22 protein-coding genes are annotated in these 21,931 nt (G+C 71.7%); 13 read left to right on the top strand and 9 right to left on the bottom strand.

Annotated elements, in window-relative coordinates:
* Positions 1-228: 228 nt before the first annotated feature.
* Both IEZ17_RS38490 and IEZ17_RS38485 read right to left on the bottom strand, forming a co-directional pair.
* Entirely contained in the window at positions 229-714 is a 486-nt protein-coding gene (locus IEZ17_RS38490) for a hypothetical protein (RefSeq protein ID WP_189308284.1), read from the bottom strand.
* Between the two features lie 28 nt (positions 715-742).
* Positions 743-1,522, bottom strand: coding sequence for a DUF2127 domain-containing protein (locus IEZ17_RS38485; protein WP_189308283.1), 780 nt, complete (start codon positions 1,520-1,522; stop codon positions 743-745).
* Positions 1,523-2,235: 713 nt separating this feature from the next.
* Between IEZ17_RS38485 and IEZ17_RS38480 the strand changes: the two genes are divergently transcribed.
* From IEZ17_RS38480 to IEZ17_RS38455, 6 genes are all read left to right on the top strand, one after another.
* Entirely contained in the window at positions 2,236-2,400 is a 165-nt protein-coding gene (locus IEZ17_RS38480; protein WP_189308282.1) for a hypothetical protein, read from the top strand.
* Between the two features lie 54 nt (positions 2,401-2,454).
* Entirely contained in the window at positions 2,455-2,748 is a 294-nt protein-coding gene (locus IEZ17_RS38475) for a Dabb family protein (RefSeq protein ID WP_189308281.1), read from the top strand.
* 214 nt (positions 2,749-2,962) lie between these two features.
* Entirely contained in the window at positions 2,963-3,772 is an 810-nt protein-coding gene (locus IEZ17_RS38470; RefSeq protein WP_189308280.1) for an RNA polymerase sigma factor SigF, read from the top strand.
* A gap of 190 nt (positions 3,773-3,962) precedes the next feature.
* Positions 3,963-4,802, top strand: a complete 840-nt coding sequence (locus tag IEZ17_RS38465) for an RNA polymerase sigma factor SigF (protein ID WP_189308279.1) — start codon at positions 3,963-3,965, stop codon at positions 4,800-4,802.
* Positions 4,803-5,040: 238 nt separating this feature from the next.
* On the top strand, positions 5,041-5,775 hold the full coding sequence (locus IEZ17_RS38460; protein ID WP_189308278.1) for a hypothetical protein: 735 nt from the start codon (positions 5,041-5,043) through the stop codon (positions 5,773-5,775).
* Between the two features lie 135 nt (positions 5,776-5,910).
* Positions 5,911-6,384: a VOC family protein gene (locus tag IEZ17_RS38455; RefSeq protein WP_189308277.1), complete on the top strand. Its 474-nt coding sequence runs from the start codon at positions 5,911-5,913 to the stop codon at positions 6,382-6,384.
* A 305-nt stretch (positions 6,385-6,689) separates the two neighbouring features.
* Here IEZ17_RS38455 and IEZ17_RS38450 read toward each other — a convergent pair whose 3' ends face one another.
* A complete protein-coding gene (locus IEZ17_RS38450; protein WP_189308276.1) occupies positions 6,690-6,908 on the bottom strand; it encodes a hypothetical protein in 219 nt (72 codons plus the stop codon).
* A gap of 402 nt (positions 6,909-7,310) precedes the next feature.
* Between IEZ17_RS38450 and IEZ17_RS38445 the strand changes: the two genes are divergently transcribed.
* From IEZ17_RS38445 to IEZ17_RS38435, 3 genes are all read left to right on the top strand, one after another.
* Positions 7,311-7,793, top strand: a complete 483-nt coding sequence (locus IEZ17_RS38445) for a MarR family winged helix-turn-helix transcriptional regulator (RefSeq protein WP_189308275.1) — start codon at positions 7,311-7,313, stop codon at positions 7,791-7,793.
* A 100-nt stretch (positions 7,794-7,893) separates the two neighbouring features.
* Entirely contained in the window at positions 7,894-10,419 is a 2,526-nt protein-coding gene (locus tag IEZ17_RS38440; protein WP_506005278.1) for an MFS transporter, read from the top strand.
* Positions 10,420-10,708: 289 nt separating this feature from the next.
* Positions 10,709-11,551 carry a YceI family protein gene (locus IEZ17_RS38435; protein ID WP_189308273.1) on the top strand — a complete coding sequence of 281 codons (843 nt, stop codon included), beginning with the start codon at positions 10,709-10,711 and terminating at the stop codon, positions 11,549-11,551.
* A 240-nt stretch (positions 11,552-11,791) separates the two neighbouring features.
* Here IEZ17_RS38435 and IEZ17_RS38430 read toward each other — a convergent pair whose 3' ends face one another.
* A complete protein-coding gene (locus IEZ17_RS38430; protein ID WP_189308272.1) occupies positions 11,792-12,343 on the bottom strand; it encodes a helix-turn-helix domain-containing protein in 552 nt (183 codons plus the stop codon).
* A 66-nt stretch (positions 12,344-12,409) separates the two neighbouring features.
* On the opposite strand from IEZ17_RS38430, the gene IEZ17_RS38425 reads away from it, so the two are divergent.
* Positions 12,410-13,276 (top strand): alpha/beta fold hydrolase, encoded by an 867-nt coding sequence (locus IEZ17_RS38425; RefSeq protein ID WP_189308271.1) that lies wholly within the window; start codon positions 12,410-12,412, stop codon positions 13,274-13,276.
* Between the two features lie 115 nt (positions 13,277-13,391).
* On the opposite strand, the gene IEZ17_RS38420 is transcribed toward IEZ17_RS38425, so the two are convergent.
* The gene (locus tag IEZ17_RS38420) at positions 13,392-14,219 is read right to left on the bottom strand and encodes a TrmB family transcriptional regulator (protein ID WP_189308270.1); all 828 of its coding nucleotides are present in this window, start codon (positions 14,217-14,219) and stop codon (positions 13,392-13,394) included.
* A gap of 465 nt (positions 14,220-14,684) precedes the next feature.
* Between IEZ17_RS38420 and IEZ17_RS38415 the strand changes: the two genes are divergently transcribed.
* The 3 genes from IEZ17_RS38415 to IEZ17_RS38405 all read left to right on the top strand — a co-directional run bounded on the left by IEZ17_RS38415 (position 14,685) and on the right by IEZ17_RS38405 (position 16,749).
* Entirely contained in the window at positions 14,685-15,914 is a 1,230-nt protein-coding gene (locus IEZ17_RS38415; protein WP_189308290.1) for a S53 family peptidase, read from the top strand.
* Positions 15,915-16,067: 153 nt separating this feature from the next.
* The gene (locus IEZ17_RS38410; RefSeq protein WP_189308269.1) at positions 16,068-16,250 is read left to right on the top strand and encodes a hypothetical protein; all 183 of its coding nucleotides are present in this window, start codon (positions 16,068-16,070) and stop codon (positions 16,248-16,250) included.
* A gap of 256 nt (positions 16,251-16,506) precedes the next feature.
* Positions 16,507-16,749 (top strand): hypothetical protein, encoded by a 243-nt coding sequence (locus tag IEZ17_RS38405; protein WP_189308268.1) that lies wholly within the window; start codon positions 16,507-16,509, stop codon positions 16,747-16,749.
* 31 nt (positions 16,750-16,780) lie between these two features.
* On the opposite strand, the gene IEZ17_RS38400 is transcribed toward IEZ17_RS38405, so the two are convergent.
* From IEZ17_RS38400 to IEZ17_RS38385, 4 genes are all read right to left on the bottom strand, one after another.
* Entirely contained in the window at positions 16,781-18,166 is a 1,386-nt protein-coding gene (locus tag IEZ17_RS38400) for a M14 family zinc carboxypeptidase (protein WP_229853040.1), read from the bottom strand.
* Positions 18,167-18,709: 543 nt separating this feature from the next.
* Positions 18,710-19,498, bottom strand: a complete 789-nt coding sequence (locus IEZ17_RS38395; RefSeq protein ID WP_189308266.1) for a TetR/AcrR family transcriptional regulator — start codon at positions 19,496-19,498, stop codon at positions 18,710-18,712.
* Between the two features lie 38 nt (positions 19,499-19,536).
* Positions 19,537-21,123 (bottom strand): MFS transporter, encoded by a 1,587-nt coding sequence (locus tag IEZ17_RS38390; protein ID WP_189308265.1) that lies wholly within the window; start codon positions 21,121-21,123, stop codon positions 19,537-19,539.
* 208 nt (positions 21,124-21,331) lie between these two features.
* Positions 21,332-21,931 (bottom strand): mannosyltransferase YkcB-related protein (locus IEZ17_RS38385; protein WP_506005277.1); only part of this gene is annotated, 600 nt, incomplete at its 5' end.

The following is a 21,931-nucleotide window of genomic DNA, read 5'->3' as shown; positions in this document are numbered from 1 at the left end:
CCCCCGTCCTGCGAGGACCGCCGGGAACATCGCTGACGATTCCGGGCCACCGGCGTGCGCGCCGGTACCCGGAGGCGGGCCGGCGACGGGACCACCGCCGCCCCGCTGCCCCCTTCCGGCCGCCGGAGGCAGTGCGGAAGAGCGGCAAAAACGGGGGCGGCCGGAGCCCCAACGGACTCCGGCCGCCCCCGGTTCGGGCGCAAAACGCGAAACGGCGTACGCGCGTTACTAGCCGCGCCGGCGGAACGCCTTGCGGATGAAGTGCACGATCAGCCAGATCACCAGGATCACGATCACGATGAAGATCACCACGATCACGATGAGGAAGATGCCGAGCTTCTTGAAGAAGCCGACCTTCTTCTTCGGCTTGCTGGAGGAGAAGGACGTCTGGTGCGTGACGTGGTGGGAGCTGGTGATGCGGTGCGTGCTGTGCCCGCCGCGCCACTTCACGGCGGACGCGGGGGCCGCGGCGATGCGCACCGAGGCGTCCTGACCGGCCGTACGGGCCGGTGCCTGGCGGACGGCGGCGGTGGCCGTCCCGGACGCGGCGGTGTCGGCCAGGCCGGCGGCTGCGGCCGGACCGGCCGCAGCGGCCAGCAGGCCGAAGAGCAGCGCCAGGACGACGGCCGGGCGGCGGCGTGCAGCGGACCGGCGGGCGGTGGTGCGCGGCGAACCGGAGTGCCGGTGCGCGGAGTTCGTGGGTATGAGTCGCATGGGTTGGTTCGTCCCTCGTTCTGTGCGTTCAGCCATGATGGGCCGCGGCGGGCATTCCGGCGGGCGCGGCGACCTCCAGGAACGAGGCGCTCTGCCGCTCCTCGTCGAAGGCGGCACGACCGCCCCGCAGCCCGAACAGCCGCTTGGCGACGGCGATATAGAGCACGGCCAGGATATTGATGGCCAGGGTGGCGATCTTGAGCCAGCTGACCTTCTCGGTCAGCTCGTAGATCTCCAGCGGCAGGAACGCCGCCGTCGCCACCACCGTCAGATATTCCGCCCAGCGCTTGGCGCGCCACAGGCCGACGCCCTCGACGATCTCCACCAGCGCGTACGCCAGCAGCAGCGAGGCCACCAGCAGCAGGGTGGAGTGCTTGTAGCCGAAGGTCTTCCGGATGGTGTCGACGATCGGCGAGTGGTCGAGGTCGTAGTGGAAGTGGACGGCCACCGGGCGGACCGCTTCGAGGTTCTTGTCGAAGAACTGCCGGACCGCGTCCTGGCTGTTGCTGAACTTCCAGACGGCGATCGCCGCCAGCACGATGAACACCCCGCGCACCGCCCGCTCGACGGCCAGGAACCGCAGGATGAACAGATCCCGCAGGACCTTGCCGCGCGGGACCAGCGGTGCGTCGGCCACCGGCCCGGTGCCGTGCGGGTCGCCCAGCACGAAGTCGCCGCAGCGCAGACAGCGCCAGGCCTCGCCGTGGGCGGTGGCCGCGCGGAGCTTCGCCTGGTGGTGCTCCTCGTGCGGAAGGTAGGTGATGTGCCCGCGCCGCGCGCAGGTGCGCCGGTCCCAGTCGATCTTCATCGTTGGAGCCCCGTTTTCCTTTCGTCGTCCCGCGCGGTACCGCGACGCGGCCTCGTGCCGCCGCCGACCGGTTCCGCGCCGTGCCGCGTAACTGTCGCGTACATGATGCAAGCCACGGCGTACGGGGTGGGTCTTACACGGGGAGGGACGAGCAGAACGTTCCGGAGGTTGCGGAAAAGGGGCGGTACGTACGGCGCATCTCTCGCATTACGCCCATCTGCGGCGCGGCTACGGACCACCGGCGCACGACTGGGCCCCGGCGCCGGGCCGCTCCCTGGCGTTCCCCCGGGGAGGGCCCGGAGCCGGGGCTACCGGTCGGTCGGGGGAAACGGCCTGGGGGGACAGGCCGCCTCCCCCGGTGAGGACCGAGCCTCGACGCCCGCGCCGCGGTCAGGGGGAAAAGCATGCGGCGCGGACCCCGCAATGAGGCCCTGGTCCCGGGGCCCCGCGGATTCCTGCCAGATCCGCCGGGCCACGCTCCCCATCCTGCCGCGCCCGGTTCGCCCCAACAGGCGGGCGAAGGACCCCTCTTGAGGGGCCTTTGGTCCATAAAGCCGGCGTGAAAGGCGCCGCCGGACGGCCCGCGACGCCTCCCGTGATCGAACACCTGTGGTTACACTCGCCCGACCGCATCCGGGAGTCGGAGCGGTCGGCGGGGCCACCGGGGCCCCAGGGGAATGCCGCAAGGGACTGCCGTAGGGGAGACGGGACTGATGGCGACGGCGAAAAAGGTCGCGTTGTACTTGCTCATCGTTTTCGTGCTCTACACGATCATCGCCACTCCCAAGCGGGCCGCCCAGCTCGTCCAGATCGGCTTCGAGGGCATCTCGTCCGCCGCTCAGGGCGTCGGCGAGTTCATGACCCAGCTGGTCAGCTAGGGTCTACCGGCCGGCCGGAGCGGCTGCGCACCGCCCTGCCGCACGGAGGCCCCTGTGATCCGCCACCTGGTCCTGTTCAAACTCAACGACGGCGTCTCCCGTGACGAGGAGCGGGTCCGGTCCGGCGTCCGGGCCTTCGCCGAGTTGGAGAAGCAGATCCCGGAGCTGGCGTTCTGGGAGTGCGCCTGGAACATCACCGACCGCCCGATCGCGCACGACTTCGCGATCAACTCGGCCGTCGCCGACACCGATGCCCTCAAGCGCTACCTGGAGCACCCGGCCCACCAGGCCGCCGCCGCACAGTGGCGCGAATTCGCCACCTGGGTGATCGCCGACTACGAATTCTGAGTCCCGGCGCCGCCTCGGCCGCCGCGCGCTCCAGCCCCTCGCCCCCACGGGCGGGGGGCTTCGTCATATGCCCGCTCCTCCCGCCAACTCTCTGTTCAACACGGCGTTATGGGGTGCTTGCACACAGTGCACATGTCTTGTGATGCTATGACCGCTTTTGCCGGATACATGCGATACGCGAAACATGCTGCATGCGTGCACTGTGAAGGGTGGCGTGACCGTGACGGCCCGTACTGCGCCCAAGGCTCCATCCCGCGAGAGCCGAAGCGCGGACACGCGGGCGCTCACCCAGGTGCTCTTCGCCGAGCTGGCGGGGCTCGACCCCGGCACTCCCGAGCACACCCGCGTCCGCGCCGCCCTGATCGAGGCGAACCTGCCGCTGGTCCGCTACGCCGCGGCCCGCTTTCGCAGCCGCAATGAGCCGATGGAGGACGTGATCCAGGTCGGCACCATCGGCCTGATCAACGCCATCGACCGGTTCGACCCGGACCGCGGCGTCCAGTTCCCGACCTTCGCGATGCCCACCGTCGTCGGCGAGATCAAACGCTACTTTCGGGACAATGTCCGGACCGTCCATGTCCCGCGCCGCCTCCACGAGCTGTGGGTGCAGGTCAACGGCGCCACCGAGGACCTGACCGTGCTGCACGGCCGCTCCCCCACCACCGCCGAGATCGCCGAGCGGCTGAAGATCGGCGAGGACGAGGTCCTGGCCTGCCTGGAGGCCGGGCGCTCGTACCACGCCACGTCGCTGGAGGCCGCCCAGGAGGGCGACGGGCTGCCCGGCCTGCTGGACCGCCTCGGTTACGAGGACCCCGAGCTGGCCGGAGTCGAGCACCGCGACCTCGTGCGGCATCTGCTCGTGCAGCTGCCCGAGCGCGAGCAACGCATCCTTCTCCTCCGTTACTACAGCAATCTGACGCAGTCCCAGATCAGTGCCGAGCTGGGGGTGTCGCAGATGCATGTGTCCCGGCTACTGTCGCGGAGCTTCGCCCGTCTGCGATCCGCAAACAGGATCGACGCCTAACCGGGACGAGCGACCCGTTCCTGCACAGATATGTCGACATGGCGCTACAGCGTGTTGCCGACATGTGACATTCTGCGGGAACCGCGTTTGCCGTGGTGCCGCCTCCGGTATTCAGGTGGAGGTATAACTCCTCGGTCCGCCCTGGGCCGGGGACGCCGCAGCGACCCGTCCGCGACCTCAAGGGGGTGGCATGTCCGTAGAACTGGGCAGCTCAAAGGTGCTTGCCGCGATTCCCGCGCCGGCACCACACGTGCATGACGACGTCGACGCCATCAACACCCGCTCGCTCTCCCGCTCCCTGTTCCTGCGGCTGGCCACGCTCGACAAGGACTGCGCGGAGCGCGCCTATGTGCGCGACACACTCATCGAACTCAACCTCCCGCTCGTGCGGTACGCAGCCGCCCGCTTCCGCAGCCGCAACGAGCCGATGGAGGACATCGTCCAGGTCGGCACCATCGGCCTGATCAAGGCCATCGACCGTTTCGACTGCGAACGCGGCGTGGAATTCCCGACGTTCGCGATGCCGACCGTCGTCGGCGAGATCAAGCGCTTCTTCCGCGACACGTCCTGGTCCGTCCGCGTCCCGCGCCGGCTCCAGGAGCTGCGACTGGCCCTCACCAAGGCCAGCGACGAGCTCGCCCAGAAGCTCGACCGCTCCCCGACCGTGCCCGAACTCGCCCTGTGCCTCGGGGTGTCGGAGGAGGACGTCGTCGACGGCCTTGCGGTCGGCAACGCCTACACCGCCTCCTCGCTCGACTCCCCCTCCCCGGAGGACGACGGCGGTGAGGGCTCCCTCGCGGACCGCCTCGGCTACGAGGACAGCGCGCTGGAGGGCGTCGAGTACCGCGAGTCCCTCAAGCCCCTGCTGGCCAAACTCCCGCCCAGGGAGCGCCAGATCATCATGCTGCGCTTCTTCGCCAACATGACGCAGTCCCAGATCGGCGAGGAGGTCGGCATCTCCCAGATGCATGTCTCCCGGCTGCTCACCCGCACCCTGGCGCAGCTGCGCGAAGGGCTTATCGCCGATTGAGGAACGGTCCGCCGAGGGACGGCTGCCACCCGCAGCTCCGGGTCGCTCGGCGGACAGCAACGAGAGGGGAAACGGGCCGGATCGGCCCCGTACGCGGACCTCAGGCGGTCCGTGTGCGAGCATCGCGCACGAGCCGCGGGGAAGCCGCCGAGCACGCCTCACGACGCCGCAGGGAGCCCCTGGGGCGTTCTCGCACACACCCCTATACATCTGACAGACCGTCAGCAACACTGTCCCGATGCGACGGACGACGACTGTTGCCTCCGCCTCGGCGGCCGTGCTCTGCCTGGGCGTCCTGCTCACCGGCTGCGGTGGCGCGGCCGGATCCGGCTATGCCGCGGTGGGCGCACAGGGCCCCTCCGACGGCCCCGCGCCGAACAAGCCCGTACCGCCCCGGGGCGGCGTCGAACTGACCCCGCTGGACGGCAACGGCAGCCCCGGCGCGAACCGCTCCCCTGACTCCGGGCACCCCGGTGCCCCCGGCAGCCCGAGACCTCCCGACGGCGCGCACCCGGCATCCCCCGGCACCGCCACACCGTCCCCCTCCCCCGCCGGCCCCGGCGCCACCAACACCCCTGCCCCGCCCGGGGATTCCCCCCGGCCGCGACCGAGCGGCACCGCCACACCGGCCCCGCCCTCGCCCACCCTCCCCACGGGCCCGGGCGCCCCCGCCGGCCTCCTCGTGGGCAGGCCCGCACTCACCGCCACGGACGTCCGCTGGTGCCAGCAGGTCACCCTCGACTTCCTCAACACCGGCGACCGCCCGGTCACTTCGGGCATCGTCACCTTCGGCACCCACGTCATCGGTGCCCTCGGCATCGACTGGGCCACGATCAGCTCCGACCACAAGCTTCCGCTGCCGCTCGCCCCCGGCAGGCCGGCGACCGGAACCTGGCGGGTGTGCGTGGACGCCTGGCGGGTCCCGCTGGGCATGCACCTCGACACCGAGGACGTCACGTTCACCTGGCAGTGAGCCCGGCGCCCCTCCCGCGACGCTCCCCGGAACTCCCCACCCGAATGGCGATGAGTTCCGCACGGCGCGGCGGTCGATACACAGAGCGGCCGACCCATCCGGAGCCGTCGCCACGCCACACACCAGGAGCGCGCCATGCCGAAGATCACCCCCACCCTCTGGTTCGACACCCAGGGCCTGGAGGCCGCCGAGTTCTACTGCTCGGTGTTCCCGAACTCGCAGATCAGGGCCGTCACGCACTACAACGAGGCCGGTCCGCGCCCGGCCGGCACCGTGCTGACCGTCGAGTTCACGCTCGACGGCCAGGACTACACGGCGCTCAACGGCGGCCCGGAGTTCACCTTCAGCGAGGCGATCTCCCTCTCGGTCACCTGTGCCGACCAGAAGGAGATCGACTACTACTGGGCCAGGCTCTCCGAGGGCGGCGAGGAGGGACCCTGCGGGTGGCTGAAGGACAAGTACGGCCTGTCCTGGCAGGTCGCACCCGAGGGAATGGCCGAGATCCTCAACGACCCGGACCAGTCCCGGGCGACCCGCGCCATGAAGGCCCTGATGGGCATGAAGAAGCTCGACATCGCCGCCATCAAGGCGGCGGCGGACCAGGACTGACCCCCAACACCGGCCGCTCCGGCGGGACATGCCCCGGTCCGGGTGCCGGCCCGGGGCACTGCCGGGCGGCCCCGCGGGCGGTGCGCCCCGGCGCCGTACGGGCCGGGCGCGGGACCGGTGCAGCGCGACCGGGATGACGTACCCGATGTCGTACTCGTGCCGTACCCGATGCCGTACTCGGCGACGGTCGGGCCGAGTTCGGGCGGTACTGGTGCGCGCGGACGCGCTCGGCGCAGCCGGCGCAGGGCCGGCGGAGCGGAGCCGCGGGGGCCCCGGTCCGGCTCAGGTCACGGCCCGCCGGGCGGTCAGCCCAGCGCCAGCCAGGCCGCCCCCGCCACCACCACGATCGCGACGATCACGCCGACGATGAGGCCCACGCGGGGGCCGCTCGACTGCTGCGGGGCCGCGGTGCGCCGACCGCCGGCCTGCGGGGTGCCGCCCTCGTCGACGAAGGCGCGGAACATCTGCGTGCTGCCCGCCGGGTCGTAGTTGCCCTCGGCCGGGTTCTGCGGGTTGGTCGCCATGGGGAAGGACCCTAGCGAACCGGGCGCGCGAGGGCACCCCTGGGGCGCGTATCCTCCGCGCGCGGGGGCGGACCGCGGACCGCGGCGGGAGCGCCCGGTGCGCACGCAGCGCACACAGGGCGGCACGTGACGCGTGCATGGCACTCCATCGGCTGGCGCATCCGGGCCGCCGCGAAGGGGCATGGCGCGGCAAAGGGCACGTACCCGACACCCCTGGGGCGCCTAGCTCATCGACCAGCATCTTTACGCACCAAGTCGTCTTTCTTGACCAGATCACGGGTCGGAATTTGCCATTCCCATGCCCCGACGTCCGACAAATCGTTTGCCTTCAGCAACCAACAGTGTTTATGGTTGCCCCAAGCAACAAAAGATGTGCGAAGGTGACGAGGCGTGGAGGAGCCGATGGCCGCTCACAGTCAGTACGAAGAGCTGGCCCGGCAACTCAGCGCCATCGGGGCCGTCAAGCGGGAGATGGGGCGGATGCTGCCCCAGGAATGCCCGCCCGCTTCGGCCGGAGTGCTCACGCTTCTCGACCGCCACGGCGAGATGCGGATGAGCCAGCTGGCCGAGCTGCTCGCGATCGACATGTCGGTGACCAGCCGGCACGTCGCCCATGTCGCCGAGCGCGGCTGGATCGAGCGGAAGCCCGATCCGGCGGACAAGCGGTCGCGGCTGCTCCGGCTGACCCCGAGCGGCAGGCAGCTCCTGGACGAGCTCGCCGAGCGCTACACCCAGACCCTCGCCCGGTACCTGCACGACTGGACCGACACCGACGTCGGGCACCTCGTCGAGCTGCTCGCCAGGCTCCGTACGAGCTTCGGCGACTGCCGTATCCGGGCGCACCACGACTCCCCCGCCGCCACCCGTACACCCGCAGCAGGATGAAAAGGAAGTAAGGAACCACATGGCCACGACCTCACCAGCCGGTGTGCGGGGCGGGCGCGCCAAGCATGGGGGCGGCCACAGCGCTCCCGGCAATGCCCCTATGACGCACCGTCAGATCATGGAGGCGCTGTCCGGGCTGCTGCTCGGCATGTTCGTCGCCATCCTGTCGTCGACGATCGTCTCCAACGCGCTGCCGCACATCATCCATGACCTGCACGGCGGGCAGAGCGCGTACACCTGGGTCGTCACGGCGGCGCTGCTGGCGATGACCGCGACCACCCCGCTGTGGGGCAAGCTCTCCGACCTGTTCAGCAAGAAGGCGCTCGTCCAGATCGCGCTGGTCATCTACGTCGGCGGCTCGGTCGTCGCCGGTCTGTCGCAGAACACCGGCATGCTGATCGCCTGCCGTGTGGTGCAGGGCATAGGCGTGGGCGGTCTGTCCGCCCTGGCCCAGATCGTGATGGCCGCGATGATCTCCCCACGCGAGCGCGGGCGTTACAGCGGCTACCTGGGCGCGACCTTCGCGGTCGCGACCGTCGGCGGCCCGCTGCTCGGCGGTGTCATCACCGACACCAGCTGGCTCGGCTGGCGCTGGTGCTTCTACGTCGGTGTGCCGTTCGCGGTCATCGCGCTGATCGTGCTCCAGAAGACGCTGAAGCTGCCGGTCGTCAAGCGCGAGGGCGTGAAGGTCGACTGGGCCGGCTCGTTCTTCGTGGCCGCCGCGGTGACGCTGCTGCTGGTGTGGGTGACCCTGGCCGGCAAGAACTACGACTGGATCTCCTGGCAGACCTACGCCATGGTCGGCGGGGCGATCGTGCTCGCGGTGATCTTCGTGGTCGTCGAGTCGAAGGCCGCCGAACCGCTGATCCCGCTGCGGCTGTTCCGCAACAAGACGATCACGCTGGCCGCGGTCGCCTCGATGTTCGTCGGCGTCTCGATGTACAGCGGCACGGTCTTCTTCTCGCAGTACTTCCAGCTGGCACACGGCAAGACCCCGACGATGTCCGGCGTCATGACCATCCCGATGGTCATGGGCCTGTTCCTCTCCTCGATGATCTCCGGCCAGATCATCACCCGCACCGGGCGCTGGAAGATCTTCCTCGTCAGCGGCGGTGTGCTGCTCACCGCGGGCCTCGCCCTGCTGGGCACGCTGCGCGCGGACACCCCGTACTGGCACTCGGCGGTCTACATGGCCCTGATGGGCCTCGGCGTCGGCATGATGATGCAGAACCTGGTCCTGGCGACGCAGAACCAGGTCGCGCCGCAGGACATCGGCTCGGCCAGCTCGCTGGTCACCTTCTTCCGTACCCTCGGTGGTGCGGTGGGCGTTTCGGCGCTCGGCGCGGCGCTCGCCAACCGGGTCACGCACTACGTCACCGACGGCCTGACCGCTCTCGGCCCCAAGGCCGCGGCGGCGGCGAGCCACGGCAGCACGGGCGGCGAAGGAATTCCGGACCTGTCCTCGCTGCCCGCCCCGATCCGGTCGATCATGGAGGACGCATACGGTCACGGCGTCGGCGATGTCTTCCTCTACGCGGCCCCGTGCGCCCTTCTCGCCCTGCTCATCACCCTGTTCATCAAGGAGGTCGCCTTGCGCAGCAAGTCCGGTTCGGAGCGCGTCCTCGCCGGAGACGGCGACAGCGACGAGTCCCCGGCCCCCGCCGCCACCGCGGCGCCGGCCCCCGTCACGGCGGCGTCGGCCGCGGCCCCCGCCGAGGAGCGGGAGCCCGCCCTCGTCGGTGCCGTCCCGTCCCCGTCCGAGGACGACGGTCTGCACACGCCCTCTTGGGCGCAGCCGGCCACGGCGGAGGGGCCCCTGGCGGCGTACGCGTCCGCCGGCGGCGGTGACGCCGTCCCGGCCGGCCCCGCGATCCACGGCTTCGTCCGCAACGCCGAGGGCAACCCGGTGCCCCGCTCGGCCGTCACGCTGATCTCGCTCGGCGGGCGCCAGTTGGGCCGCGCGGTGGCCCAGACCAACGGCTCGTACGTGCTCAACGCCCCCGGCGCCGGCTCGTACGTCCTGATAGCCGCGGCCGACGGCCACCAGCCGCTGGCGTCCACGGTCGTCGTCGGCGAGACGCCCCACGGCTTCGACATCCTGCTCAGCGGCACCGGCGGCCTCGGCGGCCAGGTCCGCAGCGCGGTCACCGGCCAGCCGGTAGGCGGTGCGATGGTCGTCGTCACCGACGTCCGCGGCGAGGTGCTGGCGACCGGAACGACCAACGCCGAGGGCCACTTCTCCTTCGCCGAGCTGGCGCCGGGCACCTTCACCGTCGCGGTGAACGCGGCCGGCTTCCGGCCCACCGCGCAGCCCGTCGAGGTCGGCGGCCAGGGCACCACCCGCATCGAGATCGCGCTGCTGTCCGGCGCGCGGGTGCAGGGCGTCGTACGGGCCGGGGCGAACCGCGTCCCGCTGACCGACGCACGGGTCACGCTGGTGGACGCGGCGGGCAGCGTCGTGGCCACCTCCACCACCGGGGCGGACGGCGCGTACGCCTTCACCGACCTGGACGCCGGCGACTACACGGTCATCGCGAGCGGCTACCCGCCGGTCGCCACCGGCCTCGCGGTCGACGCGCACGGGGTGGACGGCTACGACGTCCAGCTCGCGCACCCCGGGGACTGACCGGGAACCGGGCCCGGCCGGGACACCGGCGGGCCCGGGACACCAAAGCCCCGGACCGGGGCGCGCGTTGAGCGGAGGCGCGCCCCGGCCCGGACCCCAGGGCTCCGGCCGGCGGCGTTGCGCACAGGCAGGGGACGGCCTGCACGCCGCCGCCGGAGCCCGACACGGACGGGGCCGGCCAGGGTCCGGCACCCCACGTACCAGGGCCCTTTGGAGCCCGACCGTCCCCCACGCTCCCGACTTCGCTCGGGCAGGGGGCACCCCCATCAGGCAACAAACGGGAGAGGCAATGACTTCGACGGGCGCGGGAGCTGCGGGTGTACGGGCGCAGGTCCGCACACGGGACGGCTGGGCGGTACAGCACGCCGTACTGACCGTCACCGACATGACGGGCGCGCAGGTGCTGCGCGAGGGCGCCGACGAGGAGGGCCGGGTCCGCAGCGGGGAGCAGTTGGCAGCCGGACCGTACACGGTCATCGTGACGGCCGTCGGCTACGCACCGGTCGCCTCCACCGCGATCGTGACGGCGAGCGGCCGGATGGACGTCGGCACCGTCGTCCTGGCCCGCCAGGGCGGGGCCGAACTGCCGCCGCCCGGCCCCTGGACCATCGACCCCATGCACTCCACGGTGGCCGCGGTCGCCCAGCACCTGGGCATCTCCAGCGTGCACGGCCGCTTCACCGAGTTCAGCGGCCGGATCGACATCGCGCAGGACATCGAGAAGTCGCGCGTCGAGGCCGTGATCAAGGCCGCGTCCATCGACACCGGCAACGGCATGCGCGACGGCCACCTGCGCAACGAGGACTTCCTCAACGTCGACGTCTACCCGGAGATCACCTATCGCAGCACCGGTCTGGAGCCCGCCGGACCGGACCGCTGGACCGTCCACGGCGACCTCGCCCTGCACGGCGTCGTCCGCCCCGTGGACCTCGGCCTGAGCTACCTCGGCACCGGCCCCGACCCGTGGGGCGGCGTCCGCGCGGCGTTCCGTGCCACCGCCGAACTGCGCCGCGAGGACTTCAAGATGAACTACAACCAGGTCGTCGCCGCCGGCATCGCCGCCATCGGCACCACCCTCAAGGTCGAACTCGACATCCAGGCGGTCCAGGGCGAGACCCTGCCCATGGGGTGAGGGCGGCACGGCGCGCGTCCGCGCGCGACCGCCGACAGCCACACCGACACCGACACCGACAAGGGCCTGACGCCGATCGACTCGATCGTGCCGGAGGCGCAGACCGCCCCGCGCGCTCATGACGCGGCCCCGCCGTTCCACTGCTGACACAACCGGCAGCAGCGGAACGGCGGGGCCGCGTCCGTCTGCCGGGAGCCGGGCCCGGCCTGCGGTACGGCGCGCGGACCGCGGGCTCCGGCGCTACGGCCGCTCCTCGCCGGAGGGCGTCCGCCCGGCCGGGAAGAGGATCGGGCTGAGGAGGTACGGGGCGCGGCCTCCCTCCGGGCGGTTGGCGAGCCGGGGCGCCAGTACGTTGAGCAACTCGCAGCTCAGCTCCGTGAGTTCGTCCGGAGTGAGCCAGAACGTGCCCTGGCGGTAGGAGACCCCGTCGGCGGTCGGGTCCGCGCCGTCGCGGTCGAGGTAGGCGTTGAACTCCGCGATCAGCACCGCCATGGCGGAGGCGAAGCCCCGGCGGTGGTCGTCCGGCGACATCGCGGCTGCCGCATCGGCGTCGACGACGGGCCGGTCCTGGCGCAGCCGGTAGTGCCGCTCGACGGCGCCGCGCACCCGCTGCTCCTCGGCCACTTCCAGGAAGCCCGCCTCGGCCAGCAGGGCGACATGCCGGTACATGGTCACCTTCGACACCTCGGGCATCCGCGCGCACAGCTCGGAGGTGGTCAGCACCCGGCCGCCGGACAGCGCGTGCACCACACGCAGGCGAACCGGGTGGAGAAGCAGCTCGATGGTGTCCATAGAAGCTACTGTTTCACATGCGATACCGTTATCTAAATTGAAAACGTTGGTCGCGGGAGGGGAACAATGCGTGAGCAAACGGGGCGGGCGGTACCGGTGAACGGGCGGTCCGTCCATGTCGAGGAGTCCGGCAGCGGGCCGGACCGGGTGGTCTTCGAAGCGGGCCAGGGCCTGGGCCGCACCTGCTGGGACGCGGTGCTGCCCCTGCTGGCGGACCGGGCCCGGCTGGTGGCCTACGACCGGGCCGGCTTCGGCCGCAGCGGCCGGACGACGGCGCGCCTGGGCATCGACGACATGGCGGCGGACCTGGTCGCCATGGTCGAGGCGGTCGTGCCCGGCCGGTTCGTGCTCGTCGCGCACAGCATGGGCGGGCTGGTCGCGCGCCGCGCGGCGGAGAGCCTGGGCTCGCGGCTGCGCGGACTGCTGCTGCTCGATCCGACACCGGAGGGCGCGCCCGTCTACGACACGTTCGACCGGACCGCCGTACAGGTCGACCGCGCGCTGAGCGTGACGCAGCGGCTGGTGCGGTTCCGCCCGCTGGCCCGTATGGCCAGCGGGAACGTCCGCCGCGTCTTCCCGGCGGACACCTACGAGACCATGCTCGCCGAGGACTTCGTCCCGGCCGGCATCGCACAGACGCGGCGGGAGTTCCGGGCCGTGGCCGCGGCCATCCCCCGGCTCCGCGCCGAGCCGCCCGCCCTTCCGGCCTGCCCGACGGTCCTGCTCTCCGCGTCCCGCCCCGCGAAGGGCCGGGGGCAGCAGCACGCCGTCATCGCCGAGCACCAGCGGCGCTGGGCCGAGACGCTGCCCGACGGGCGGTTCGAGGAGGTCGACTCCGGTCACCTCGTCCAGGCCGAGCGGCCGGAGGCCGTCGCGGCCGGGGTCCGGCACCTCCTCGACCGGACCGCGGACCGGCCCGCCCCACTCGCCTGACCGACCGCTGCCACGCGCCGCCCGCCACGCGCCTCGTCGCACGGGGAGGCCGGCCGGCCTCCCCGGTCACCCCGTTCCGGCGCCGCCCGTTGCCCCGGGGCGACCGCCCCGGGCCTCAGGAATTCAGCATCTCGATCGATTCCGGAACCGTGGCCGCGCTCTCCCAGACCGTCAGGAAGGCCAGCCGCAGGCACGCGGCGAGGGCCGAGTGCTCGATGACCAGGGCGGTGGTGGAGCCGGCGCCGGCCACCGGGTCGGGCATGTCGCACAGGACCACCGACGCGTCGGCGATGACCAGTTTGAGGGGGAGGTCCGCCGTGAAGCGGGCCTCCTCGCCGGCCTTCCCGAAGCTGCGGACGTTCGCGAGCATGCCGGCGTCCTCCAGGGCGCCGGAGGTGTAGATGGCCCGGACGGTGCCGCCGCCGCGGTGCAGCCGGCGCGCGGCCTTGATGCCCTCGGCGTTCTCCGCGGGCGCGACGAACGGCGGCTTGCAGAAGGACAGCAGCTCGTGCCGGGCCTGCCGCTGGATCTCGGCGAAGCGCTCGGCGATGACCGTCGGATCGCGCAGGATCTCGACGTAGTCGAGCGGGTCGGTGTGCCCGCGGCCGTCGGACCACAGCGGCTGGAGCGCGGCGGCCAAGGTGCCGGAGGCGCGCTCCAGCCGCTCCAGGGACTCGCGTTGCAGGGCCATCAGCCGGGTCATGGCCAGTTCGGGGGCGACGGCGGAGTACGTCGCCACCCGCCCGGTGTGCGCGTTCGCCAGCCGGCGCCGGACCAGTGCGTCCAGCACGTCGTAGACCCGCTGGCGCGGTACGTCCGCCTCGCGGGCGACCTCCGCGGCCGTGTACGACTCGCGCTTGATCAGCGCGAGATAGACCCGCGCCTCGTACCGGGCCAGGCCGAGCGCCACGAGGTGGCCGACGGCGTCCTCTTCCAACTCCATGAGAGGACAAGGTATATGCCTGCGGCCCGCCCCGAAGGACCCCCGGAGCGGTCTCCGCTCACAGACCATGGAAAGCCTTTGCCGTACTTCGGTAGCCCTTTGACATTCTGTTCACTACTTTTCTAACAAGCCACCACTGACCGGGGTGGCATACCGAGATCACGCGACCCCCACGATCACGCGGTCACGGGATCACCGAGAGCACGTGTGCGACTCGTCCTCGGCAGTACGGGATGGACGGGCAGCCGGTTCGGCGGACGGACGGATGGACGGAGCGACGGGGCACGACACGCATCAGTGCATGTCATGTCCCTGACATCAGCCGCCTCCCGGCCTTCCGGCGTTCCCTGCCCGCCACCCCCGTCCGGCGTTCCCCGAACTCCGGGCTGCCGTCGCCCCCTTCCCCCCACGGAGGTCATTCCCTTGCGTTCCGAGCGAACGAACAGAGCCGACCGCACGAAGAAGCTGGCCCGCCGCGGAGTCCCCGCCCTCCTGTCGGCGGCGACCCTCGCCGTCGGCGGCTTCATCGCCGCAGGCCCGGCCGGGGCGGCCCCGGCACCCGCGACCCCCACCGCGTCGGCCACCGTCCCCACCCACCGGCTGTGTGCGCAGCCCGCGCACCCCGGCTACATGGCCTGCAACGCGGTGGCCCGTACGGACGTCAAGCAGCAGCTGTCCCTCAAGCGGAACGCCGCGCCGTCCGGACTCGGCCCCGCCGACCTCCAGAGCGCGTACAACCTCCCCAAGACGGGCGGCAGCGGCCAGACCGTCGCCATCGTCGACGCGAACGACGACCCCAACGCCGAGAAGGACCTGGCCGCCTACCGCAAGCAGTACGGGCTGCCCGCGTGCACCACCGCCAACGGGTGCTTCAAGAAGGTCGACCAGGACGGCGGCACCAACTACCCGGCGCCGGACGCGGGTTGGGCCGGCGAGATATCCCTCGACGTGGACATGGTGAGCGCGGCCTGCCCGTCCTGCCACATCCTGCTGGTCGAGGCGAAGAGCGCGAACATGGACGACCTGGGAGCGGCCGTGAACCGCGCGGTCACCATGGGCGCCAAGTACGTCTCCAACAGCTACGGCGGCCCCGAGGACTCGACCGACCCCGCCTCCGACGACAAGTACTTCAAGCACCCGGGCGTCGCCATCACCGTCAGCTCCGGTGACAGCGGCTACGGCGTCGAGTACCCGGCGGCGTCGCAGTACGTCACCGCGGTCGGCGGCACCTCGCTCAAGAAGGGCGGCACCGGTGCGCGCGGCTGGACCGAGTCGGTCTGGGGCACCAGCGCGGGCGGCGAGGGCGCCGGCTCCGGCTGCTCCAAGTACGACGCCAAGCCGTCCTGGCAGAAGGACACCGGCTGCGGCAAGCGCACCGTCGCGGACGTCGCCGCGGTCGCCGACCCGGCCACCGGCCTCGCGGTGTACGACACCTACCAGTCCAAGGGCTGGAACGTGTACGGCGGCACCAGCGCGTCGTCCCCGTTCATCGCCGGCGTCTACGCCCTCGCGGGCACCCCGGGTTCGGGCGACACCCCGGCCTCGTACCCGTACAGCCACGCCAACGCGTTGAACGACGTCACCAGCGGCGCCAACGGCTCCTGCTCGCCGTCGTACCTCTGCACCGCGGGCAAGGGCTATGACGGCCCGACCGGCCTCGGCACCCCGAACGGCGTCGCGGCCTTCAAGAAGTAACCCGCACCGCCGTCCCACCGACCGTCGCAGCCCGGCAACCACCCCACGGAGCCGGCCTGCGACACCCACCAGTGGGCCCGGACCGCACCCGACGGTCCGGGCCCACTGTCTGTATCACCCGTGAGCGCGCCCGTGCGGAGAGGAGGAATACGGATGGCTGGGCAATGCGCCCCGTGTGCCACGGGGACGGCGGAGCGCGAACCCGTACCGCGGGAAGGCTGCGATGTGTGCCAGGCCCTGCACCGGCAGCGCGAGTCGGCCCGGCGGGCCGGGCACCCCCGCACCGTCCGCAGCCGCAACGCGGAGATCGCCGCCCACTCCCACGAAGAGGGCTGACGGGACCTGCCCGCCGGCGTGCCGCACGGCATTCCCGCCCGGCCCGCGGAGGATCCTCCTGCCGTACCAGCCCGACGAGGCCTGCCCGGGCGGCAGTTGACGGCCGCGGCACCGGACCGTGCGGGACCATCGGGTCCCTCAGGGAACCACCCCCGTGGCGACGGCGTCAGGAGCCCGCATCGACCGGCAACGCGTGGCGAGGCCGGGACACGCAACTGGCGTGCGTGGTCAAGGCGATGCTCGTAGAGTCGGTCGAATGACCGAAGCGAAGAACGGTGAGCCGCAGAGCGGCCGTCCCATATCTGTCGTGGCGTCGGCGTTGTGTGTCGTGGCAGCCATGGGGCTGCTGGCCATCGCCTGGTGGCTCGGGTGGTGGACGCCCGCGGACGGGGTGGGGCGGATGTCGGCCAAGTTGCTGGTAGCGGGAGCCGTGTTCCTGCCGGTGGGGCTCGTGGCTCTGGCTGCGGCGATCAAGCGGCGCAGTAGCCGGCGCCGCTGAGGCGCCGGCTACCGGACCCGTACGGGGTTTCCTACCGGCCTCGGGCCGTCGTCTTGTACGGCGCCGCGGCCTGCTTTGCCGCGTCGATGAGCGCGGGCTTCATCTTCGGCCAGAAGTAGCTGTCCTGGCACGAGAACGCCGGGGTGAACCCGGAGCAGTTGCGGCCGTCGCTGTCGCCTATCTCGATGGTGAGACTGGCCAGTCCCAGCTTGTCGTACGTCCAGTCGTCGGTGCCGCCGGACGCGTCGTAGAGGATCTCACCGGCCTGCCCGGACTGGTAGCCGGTGAGCTTGCCGAGCCGTCCGGCGAGGGCGCGCAGCGCTGCGTCGTTGCCGGTGTGGATGGTGTGGTCGGCCTCCCACGGGAGCAGGACCATGCTCGCATCGCTGTGCAGGCTGATCATCAGGCCCTTGGCGGTGGCCGGCGCCGGGTCGCTGTCGCCGGTACCCGTGCGCACCGCCGGGTACAGCTTGCGGAACAGGCCCTCCAGCGCGGTGTTCTCCGGTTCGGAGTCCGCGGCGGGGCCGCGGTAGACCTCGCTGCACGGCTCGGTGGAGGTGCCCGCGCCGCCCCAATGGGTGCCCGCGTTGCGGTTGAGGTCCACGCCGGACTGGCCGTTCGCGTCGCAGCTGCTGCCCTGGGCGTCATCGGCGTTCTTGCGCTGGAGGATGGGGTTGTCGCCGCCCTGGGCGACGATGTCGACGCCGTCCGGGTTGGCGATCGGGACGACCCACATCTCGGTGGAGTCCATCAGCTTGGTGATGTCGGGGTCTTTGCCGTAGTCGTTGGTCAGGGTGTCGATCCAGCGCCAGGAGACCTCGCCCGTGGTCAGCTCCCGCGCGTGGATCTGGCTCATCAGGAAGAACCGCGGCTTGGTGGACTTGGGATCGAGCTGGCAGTCGCCCTGCTTCATCTTGGTGATGCAGACGGCCTTGAGATCGTGGCCGCCGCGTCCCTTCTGTTTGAGCCAGGACTGCCCGTAGGTGACGACCTTGGCCATGTCCGGGTGCTGGGAGGCGACTTGGTCGAGGTGGGCGTAGTGCGCGTCGACGGTGTGGTAGCCGCCGTCGTAGGTGCCGCCGGCGCCACCGGTCGCGCGGGCCGTACGCGACTGGTCGGGAAGCGGCTTGTTCATCGTCTCGACGGCCGTGGGGGCGAAGCCGAGCCGGCGCAGCCCGGCCGCCGTCGACGGGTCGCCCATGACGAACAGGTCGTTGCCCTGGCGGCGCTCGATCAGGTCGAATCCGGCGGAGATCAGCTTCTGCGCGTCCCCCCGGTCGTGCGTGGGGACGCGGTAGACGACCACGGTGCGCTCGCCGGACGCGCCGCTTCTCTGCGCCGCACCGGCGTGGGCCAACGGGGACAGCGGCGACAGGGCCGTGAGCGCCGCGACCATCGCTGCCGCAGCCGTGGTCACAAGGGTTTTCCGGGGCATTGCATGGCCTTCCGTGGGGGGTGAGGGCATCGGCATGCGGACGGGACGCGGCTTTCACGCGCCTCACCCGCGGCGGCTCCCGGAAAGCCGGACCATGCGACGCTCCGGACACCTCGGCCGATGCCATTGGGCCAATCGGAGGCATGATGCCCATATACCTGCCCTGTCGAGAAGGGGAATTCCCGGACTTCCTTGGTTCCGAACCGGCCATGCCTACCCAGGAGTTGGACGGCAGCCGGACGCGATACGGGATTGCCTGAGGTTGCCTGGTCCTGCCTGGGCTTGGCTGAGGTTGCCCGGGTTTGCCTGGGCTTGGCTGGTCCTGCCTGGGATTGACTGGTCCTGGCCGGGCTTGCCTGGGCTTGTTCGAGTTTGCCCGCGATGCGGCGCCGGCCCCACGCCCTGCGTGCCGCGGCCCCGCGCATCGGTGAGGGCGCGGCCGTCCGCGCATCGGTAGGGGCGCGGCCGTCCGCTCGTGCGGGTTCGCCCGCGTCGCCCGCTACCGCCCGTGGCCCGGCAGGCCGTTCAGGCCTCCGTCCGGGGGCCTTCCCGGTCCGCGCGCAGGGCGTCGATGCCCGCGATCTGGAGGTCGAGGGCGAAGATGAAGTCGCGGTCGAGCATGTCCACTGCGCTGTCGCCGCGTCGGGCGTAGCCGGCGCGGGCCGAGAGCTCCATGGTCTCGGCGAATTCGGGGCGGTCGGAGACGGCGGCGACGACCTGGCCGAAGTAGTCGTCGAGGCTGATGCCGGCGGCGCGGCAGCGGGCTTCGTGCAGGGCCCGGACGGTCGAGAAGCCGTAGACGAAGTGGAAGACGGACGCGAGGGCGCCGGAGGTCCGGTCGGGGTCCAGGCCGCTGCGGGCCATCACGCGGAGGGTGGCGTTGGAGAAGGCCACGGAATGCGGGCCGATGTTGATGAATTCGCCGAGCAGCCGGGCCGCCCACGGATGGCGCAGCAGTATGTCGCGGTAGGCGGTGGCGAGGACGCGGAGCTGGTCGCGCCAGTCGGCGGTGTCGTCGGACTCGTCGGGCAGGGTCATCTCGCCGGCGACCGCGTCGAGCGCGAGTTCGAGGAGGTCGTCCTTGGTGTCCACGTACCAGTAGACGGACATGGCGGTGACGCCGAGTTCGGCGGCGAGGCGGCGCATCGAGAACTTCGCCAGTCCCTCCGCGTCCAGCAGCCGGACCGTCGCCGCGACGATCTTGTCGAGGTCGAGTCCGGCCGGCTGGTCCGCCTTCCGCTTGAGTGGGGGGCGCTCGGTCAGCCAGACGCTGTGCGGCCGTTTTCCGGCGCGGCCGTCCGTCGCTGCTGCCATGGCGCCCCTCCTCGGTTCGTGCGGTGGTGTCGTCGATGCTATTCCGCCGGCGCCGCGGCGGGATCCGGGCCGCCCGGCGCCGGCGGGGCGGACTGTGCCGCGCCCTGCTGGTCCGCGCCCTGCTCGTCGGAGCCCGCCCGTTCCGCGCGCCGCAGCAGGACCGCGGCGATCAGACCGCCGAGGAAGACGGCCGCCGCGCCGACCAGTTGGCTGGTGCCGATGCCGGTCGCGAAGGCGTCGTGGACGGCGGTCCGTTCGGCGGCCGTGTGCGTATGGGCGAGGGCGGCCGGGAGGGAGCCCGCGCCGGCGGCGACCACCGGGAGCAGCGCGACGAAGCGGGAGTTGAGGACCGCGCCGAGGACGGCGACGCCGAGGCCCTGGCCGAACTCCATCAGGGTGCCGTTCACACCGGCGCCGACGCCGGCCTTGGCGGGCGGTATCGCGGACAGGACGGCGTTGGCCATCGTCGGCATGGCGATCGCGACGCCGATGCCCATGACGATCAGGCCGAGGAGCATGCCGCCGTAGCTGTCACCGCCGAGGACGGAGATCGCGGCGAGGCCGGCGGCCAGCAGGGTCATCCCGGAGACGATCATTCCGGGGGTGCCGAAGCGAGGGGCCAGGCGGGCACCGAGACCGGTGAAGTTGATCAGTACGACGGTGAGCGCGAGCGGCGCCATCCGCAGACCGGCGTCCAACGGGCCGTACCCGAGCACCAGTTGAAGATGCTGGGTGAGCAGGAAGATCGAGCCGCCCATCCCGAAGGCGACCAGGATGCCGCCCGAGACGGCGCCGATGAAGCGGCGGTTGCGGAAGAAGTGCATGTCCAGCATCGGGTGCGGGACGCGCAGCTCCCAGAGGGCGAAGACGGCCAGCCCGATCACGCCGACGGCGGCGGAGACCAGCACGCGGGACGACAGCCAGCCGGTCACCGGGCCCGAGATGATCGCGTAGACCACCCCGACCATGCCGATCATGGACAGCAGTGCGCCCAGCAGGTCCGGGCGTTCGCCGCCGGGGCTCTTGGACTCGGGGACGAGGGTGACGACGGCGGCCAGGGCTATGGCCGCGACGGGGAGGTTGACGAGGAAGAGCGAGCCCCACCAGAAGTGGTCGAGCAGCGTGCCGCCGATCAGCGGGCCGGCGGCGAAGCTGAGCGAGTTGACCGAGCTCCAGATGCCGATGGCGTTGGGGCGCTCCGCGTCGTCGAAGATCTGCATGACGACGGCGAGGGTGGTGGTCACCAGCAGTGCGCCGCCGATGCCCATACCGGCGCGGGCGGCGATCAGTTGGCCGGGCGTGTGGGCGAGGGCGGCGCCGAGCGAGGCGGCGCCGAACAGCACCAGGCCGACGGCGAGCATCTTCTTGCGGCCGTAGCGGTCGGCGGAGTTGCCCGCGGTCAGCAGCAGGCCGGACTGGACCAGCGAATAGGCGTTGATCATCCACTGGACGTCGGCGGTGGTCGCGCCCAGCTCTTCGGTCAGGGACGGGACGGCGACGTTCAGGACGGTGTTGTCCAGGACGACGGTGAGCTGGGCGATGCAGATGACGGCCAGGATCAGCCAGCGGGTGGCGACCCTGCCGGGTGGCTGGAGTGCGGTGGCGTCGGAAGCCACGGTGGGCATACGAACTCCCTGTACGGTGCGAGCGGTTGCCTTACACCGTACAGGGAGCCTTATACGCCGTACATTTGTTTTCGGTCGGGCGGGCGGCGCCGCGCGGCGGACCGGCCCTGCGCCGGCACCGCGCGGCCTCCCGGCGCTACGCCTCCCTCCGGCGCCGCACCTCCTCCCGGCGCTGCACCTCCTCCCGCCCCTACGACTCCTCCCGGCCCTACGCCTTCTTCTGCGTCAGGTCGTAGAAGGTGGCGCCGCCGACGGTGACCTTCTTGAAGGTCTTCTCGATCCAGGAGCTGATCTTGGACGAAGGGCCCTGGCTGCCGCCGGGACCACCGGGGCCGCCGGGGAAGCCGCCGCCCCGCCCGGCCTTGCCCGCCCGTGCGCCGCCGCCGAAGCCGTCCCGTCCACCCGCGATGAAGTAGTGGATCTTCCCTTCCGCGACGTACTGCTGGAACTGGGCGAGGGTCGGCGACGGGTCGCTCCCGTTGAAGCCGCCGATCGCCATCACCGGCTTCTGGGTGGCGAGTTGGTAGCTCGCGGCGTTCTGGGAGCCGACGGCCGCGGCGGCCCAGGTGTACCGGTCCGCGTCCTGCTCCACCAGGCGCTTGGCCGCAGCGCTCACCGTGGCGCCGTTGAGCAGACCGCCCATACCGGCCATCCCGCGCATCCCGCCGAGGCGTTCGGCGAGCGCGCCGCCCGGTTGCCCTGGGAAGCCGCGGCCGGCGGCGCCCGGCGCGGGGAAGCCGCCCGGCGCATGCCCGTTGCCGCCCCGCTGCATCGTCGTCCGGCCGCCGCCGGCCCACTGGCCGCGGGG

It is taken from the genome of Streptomyces albospinus (genome assembly GCF_014648695.1).
Classification (GTDB): domain Bacteria; phylum Actinomycetota; class Actinomycetes; order Streptomycetales; family Streptomycetaceae; genus Streptomyces; species Streptomyces albospinus.
The sequence above is the reverse complement of the archived record's forward strand: the minus strand, read 5'-3'. Positions and strand labels throughout refer to the sequence as shown.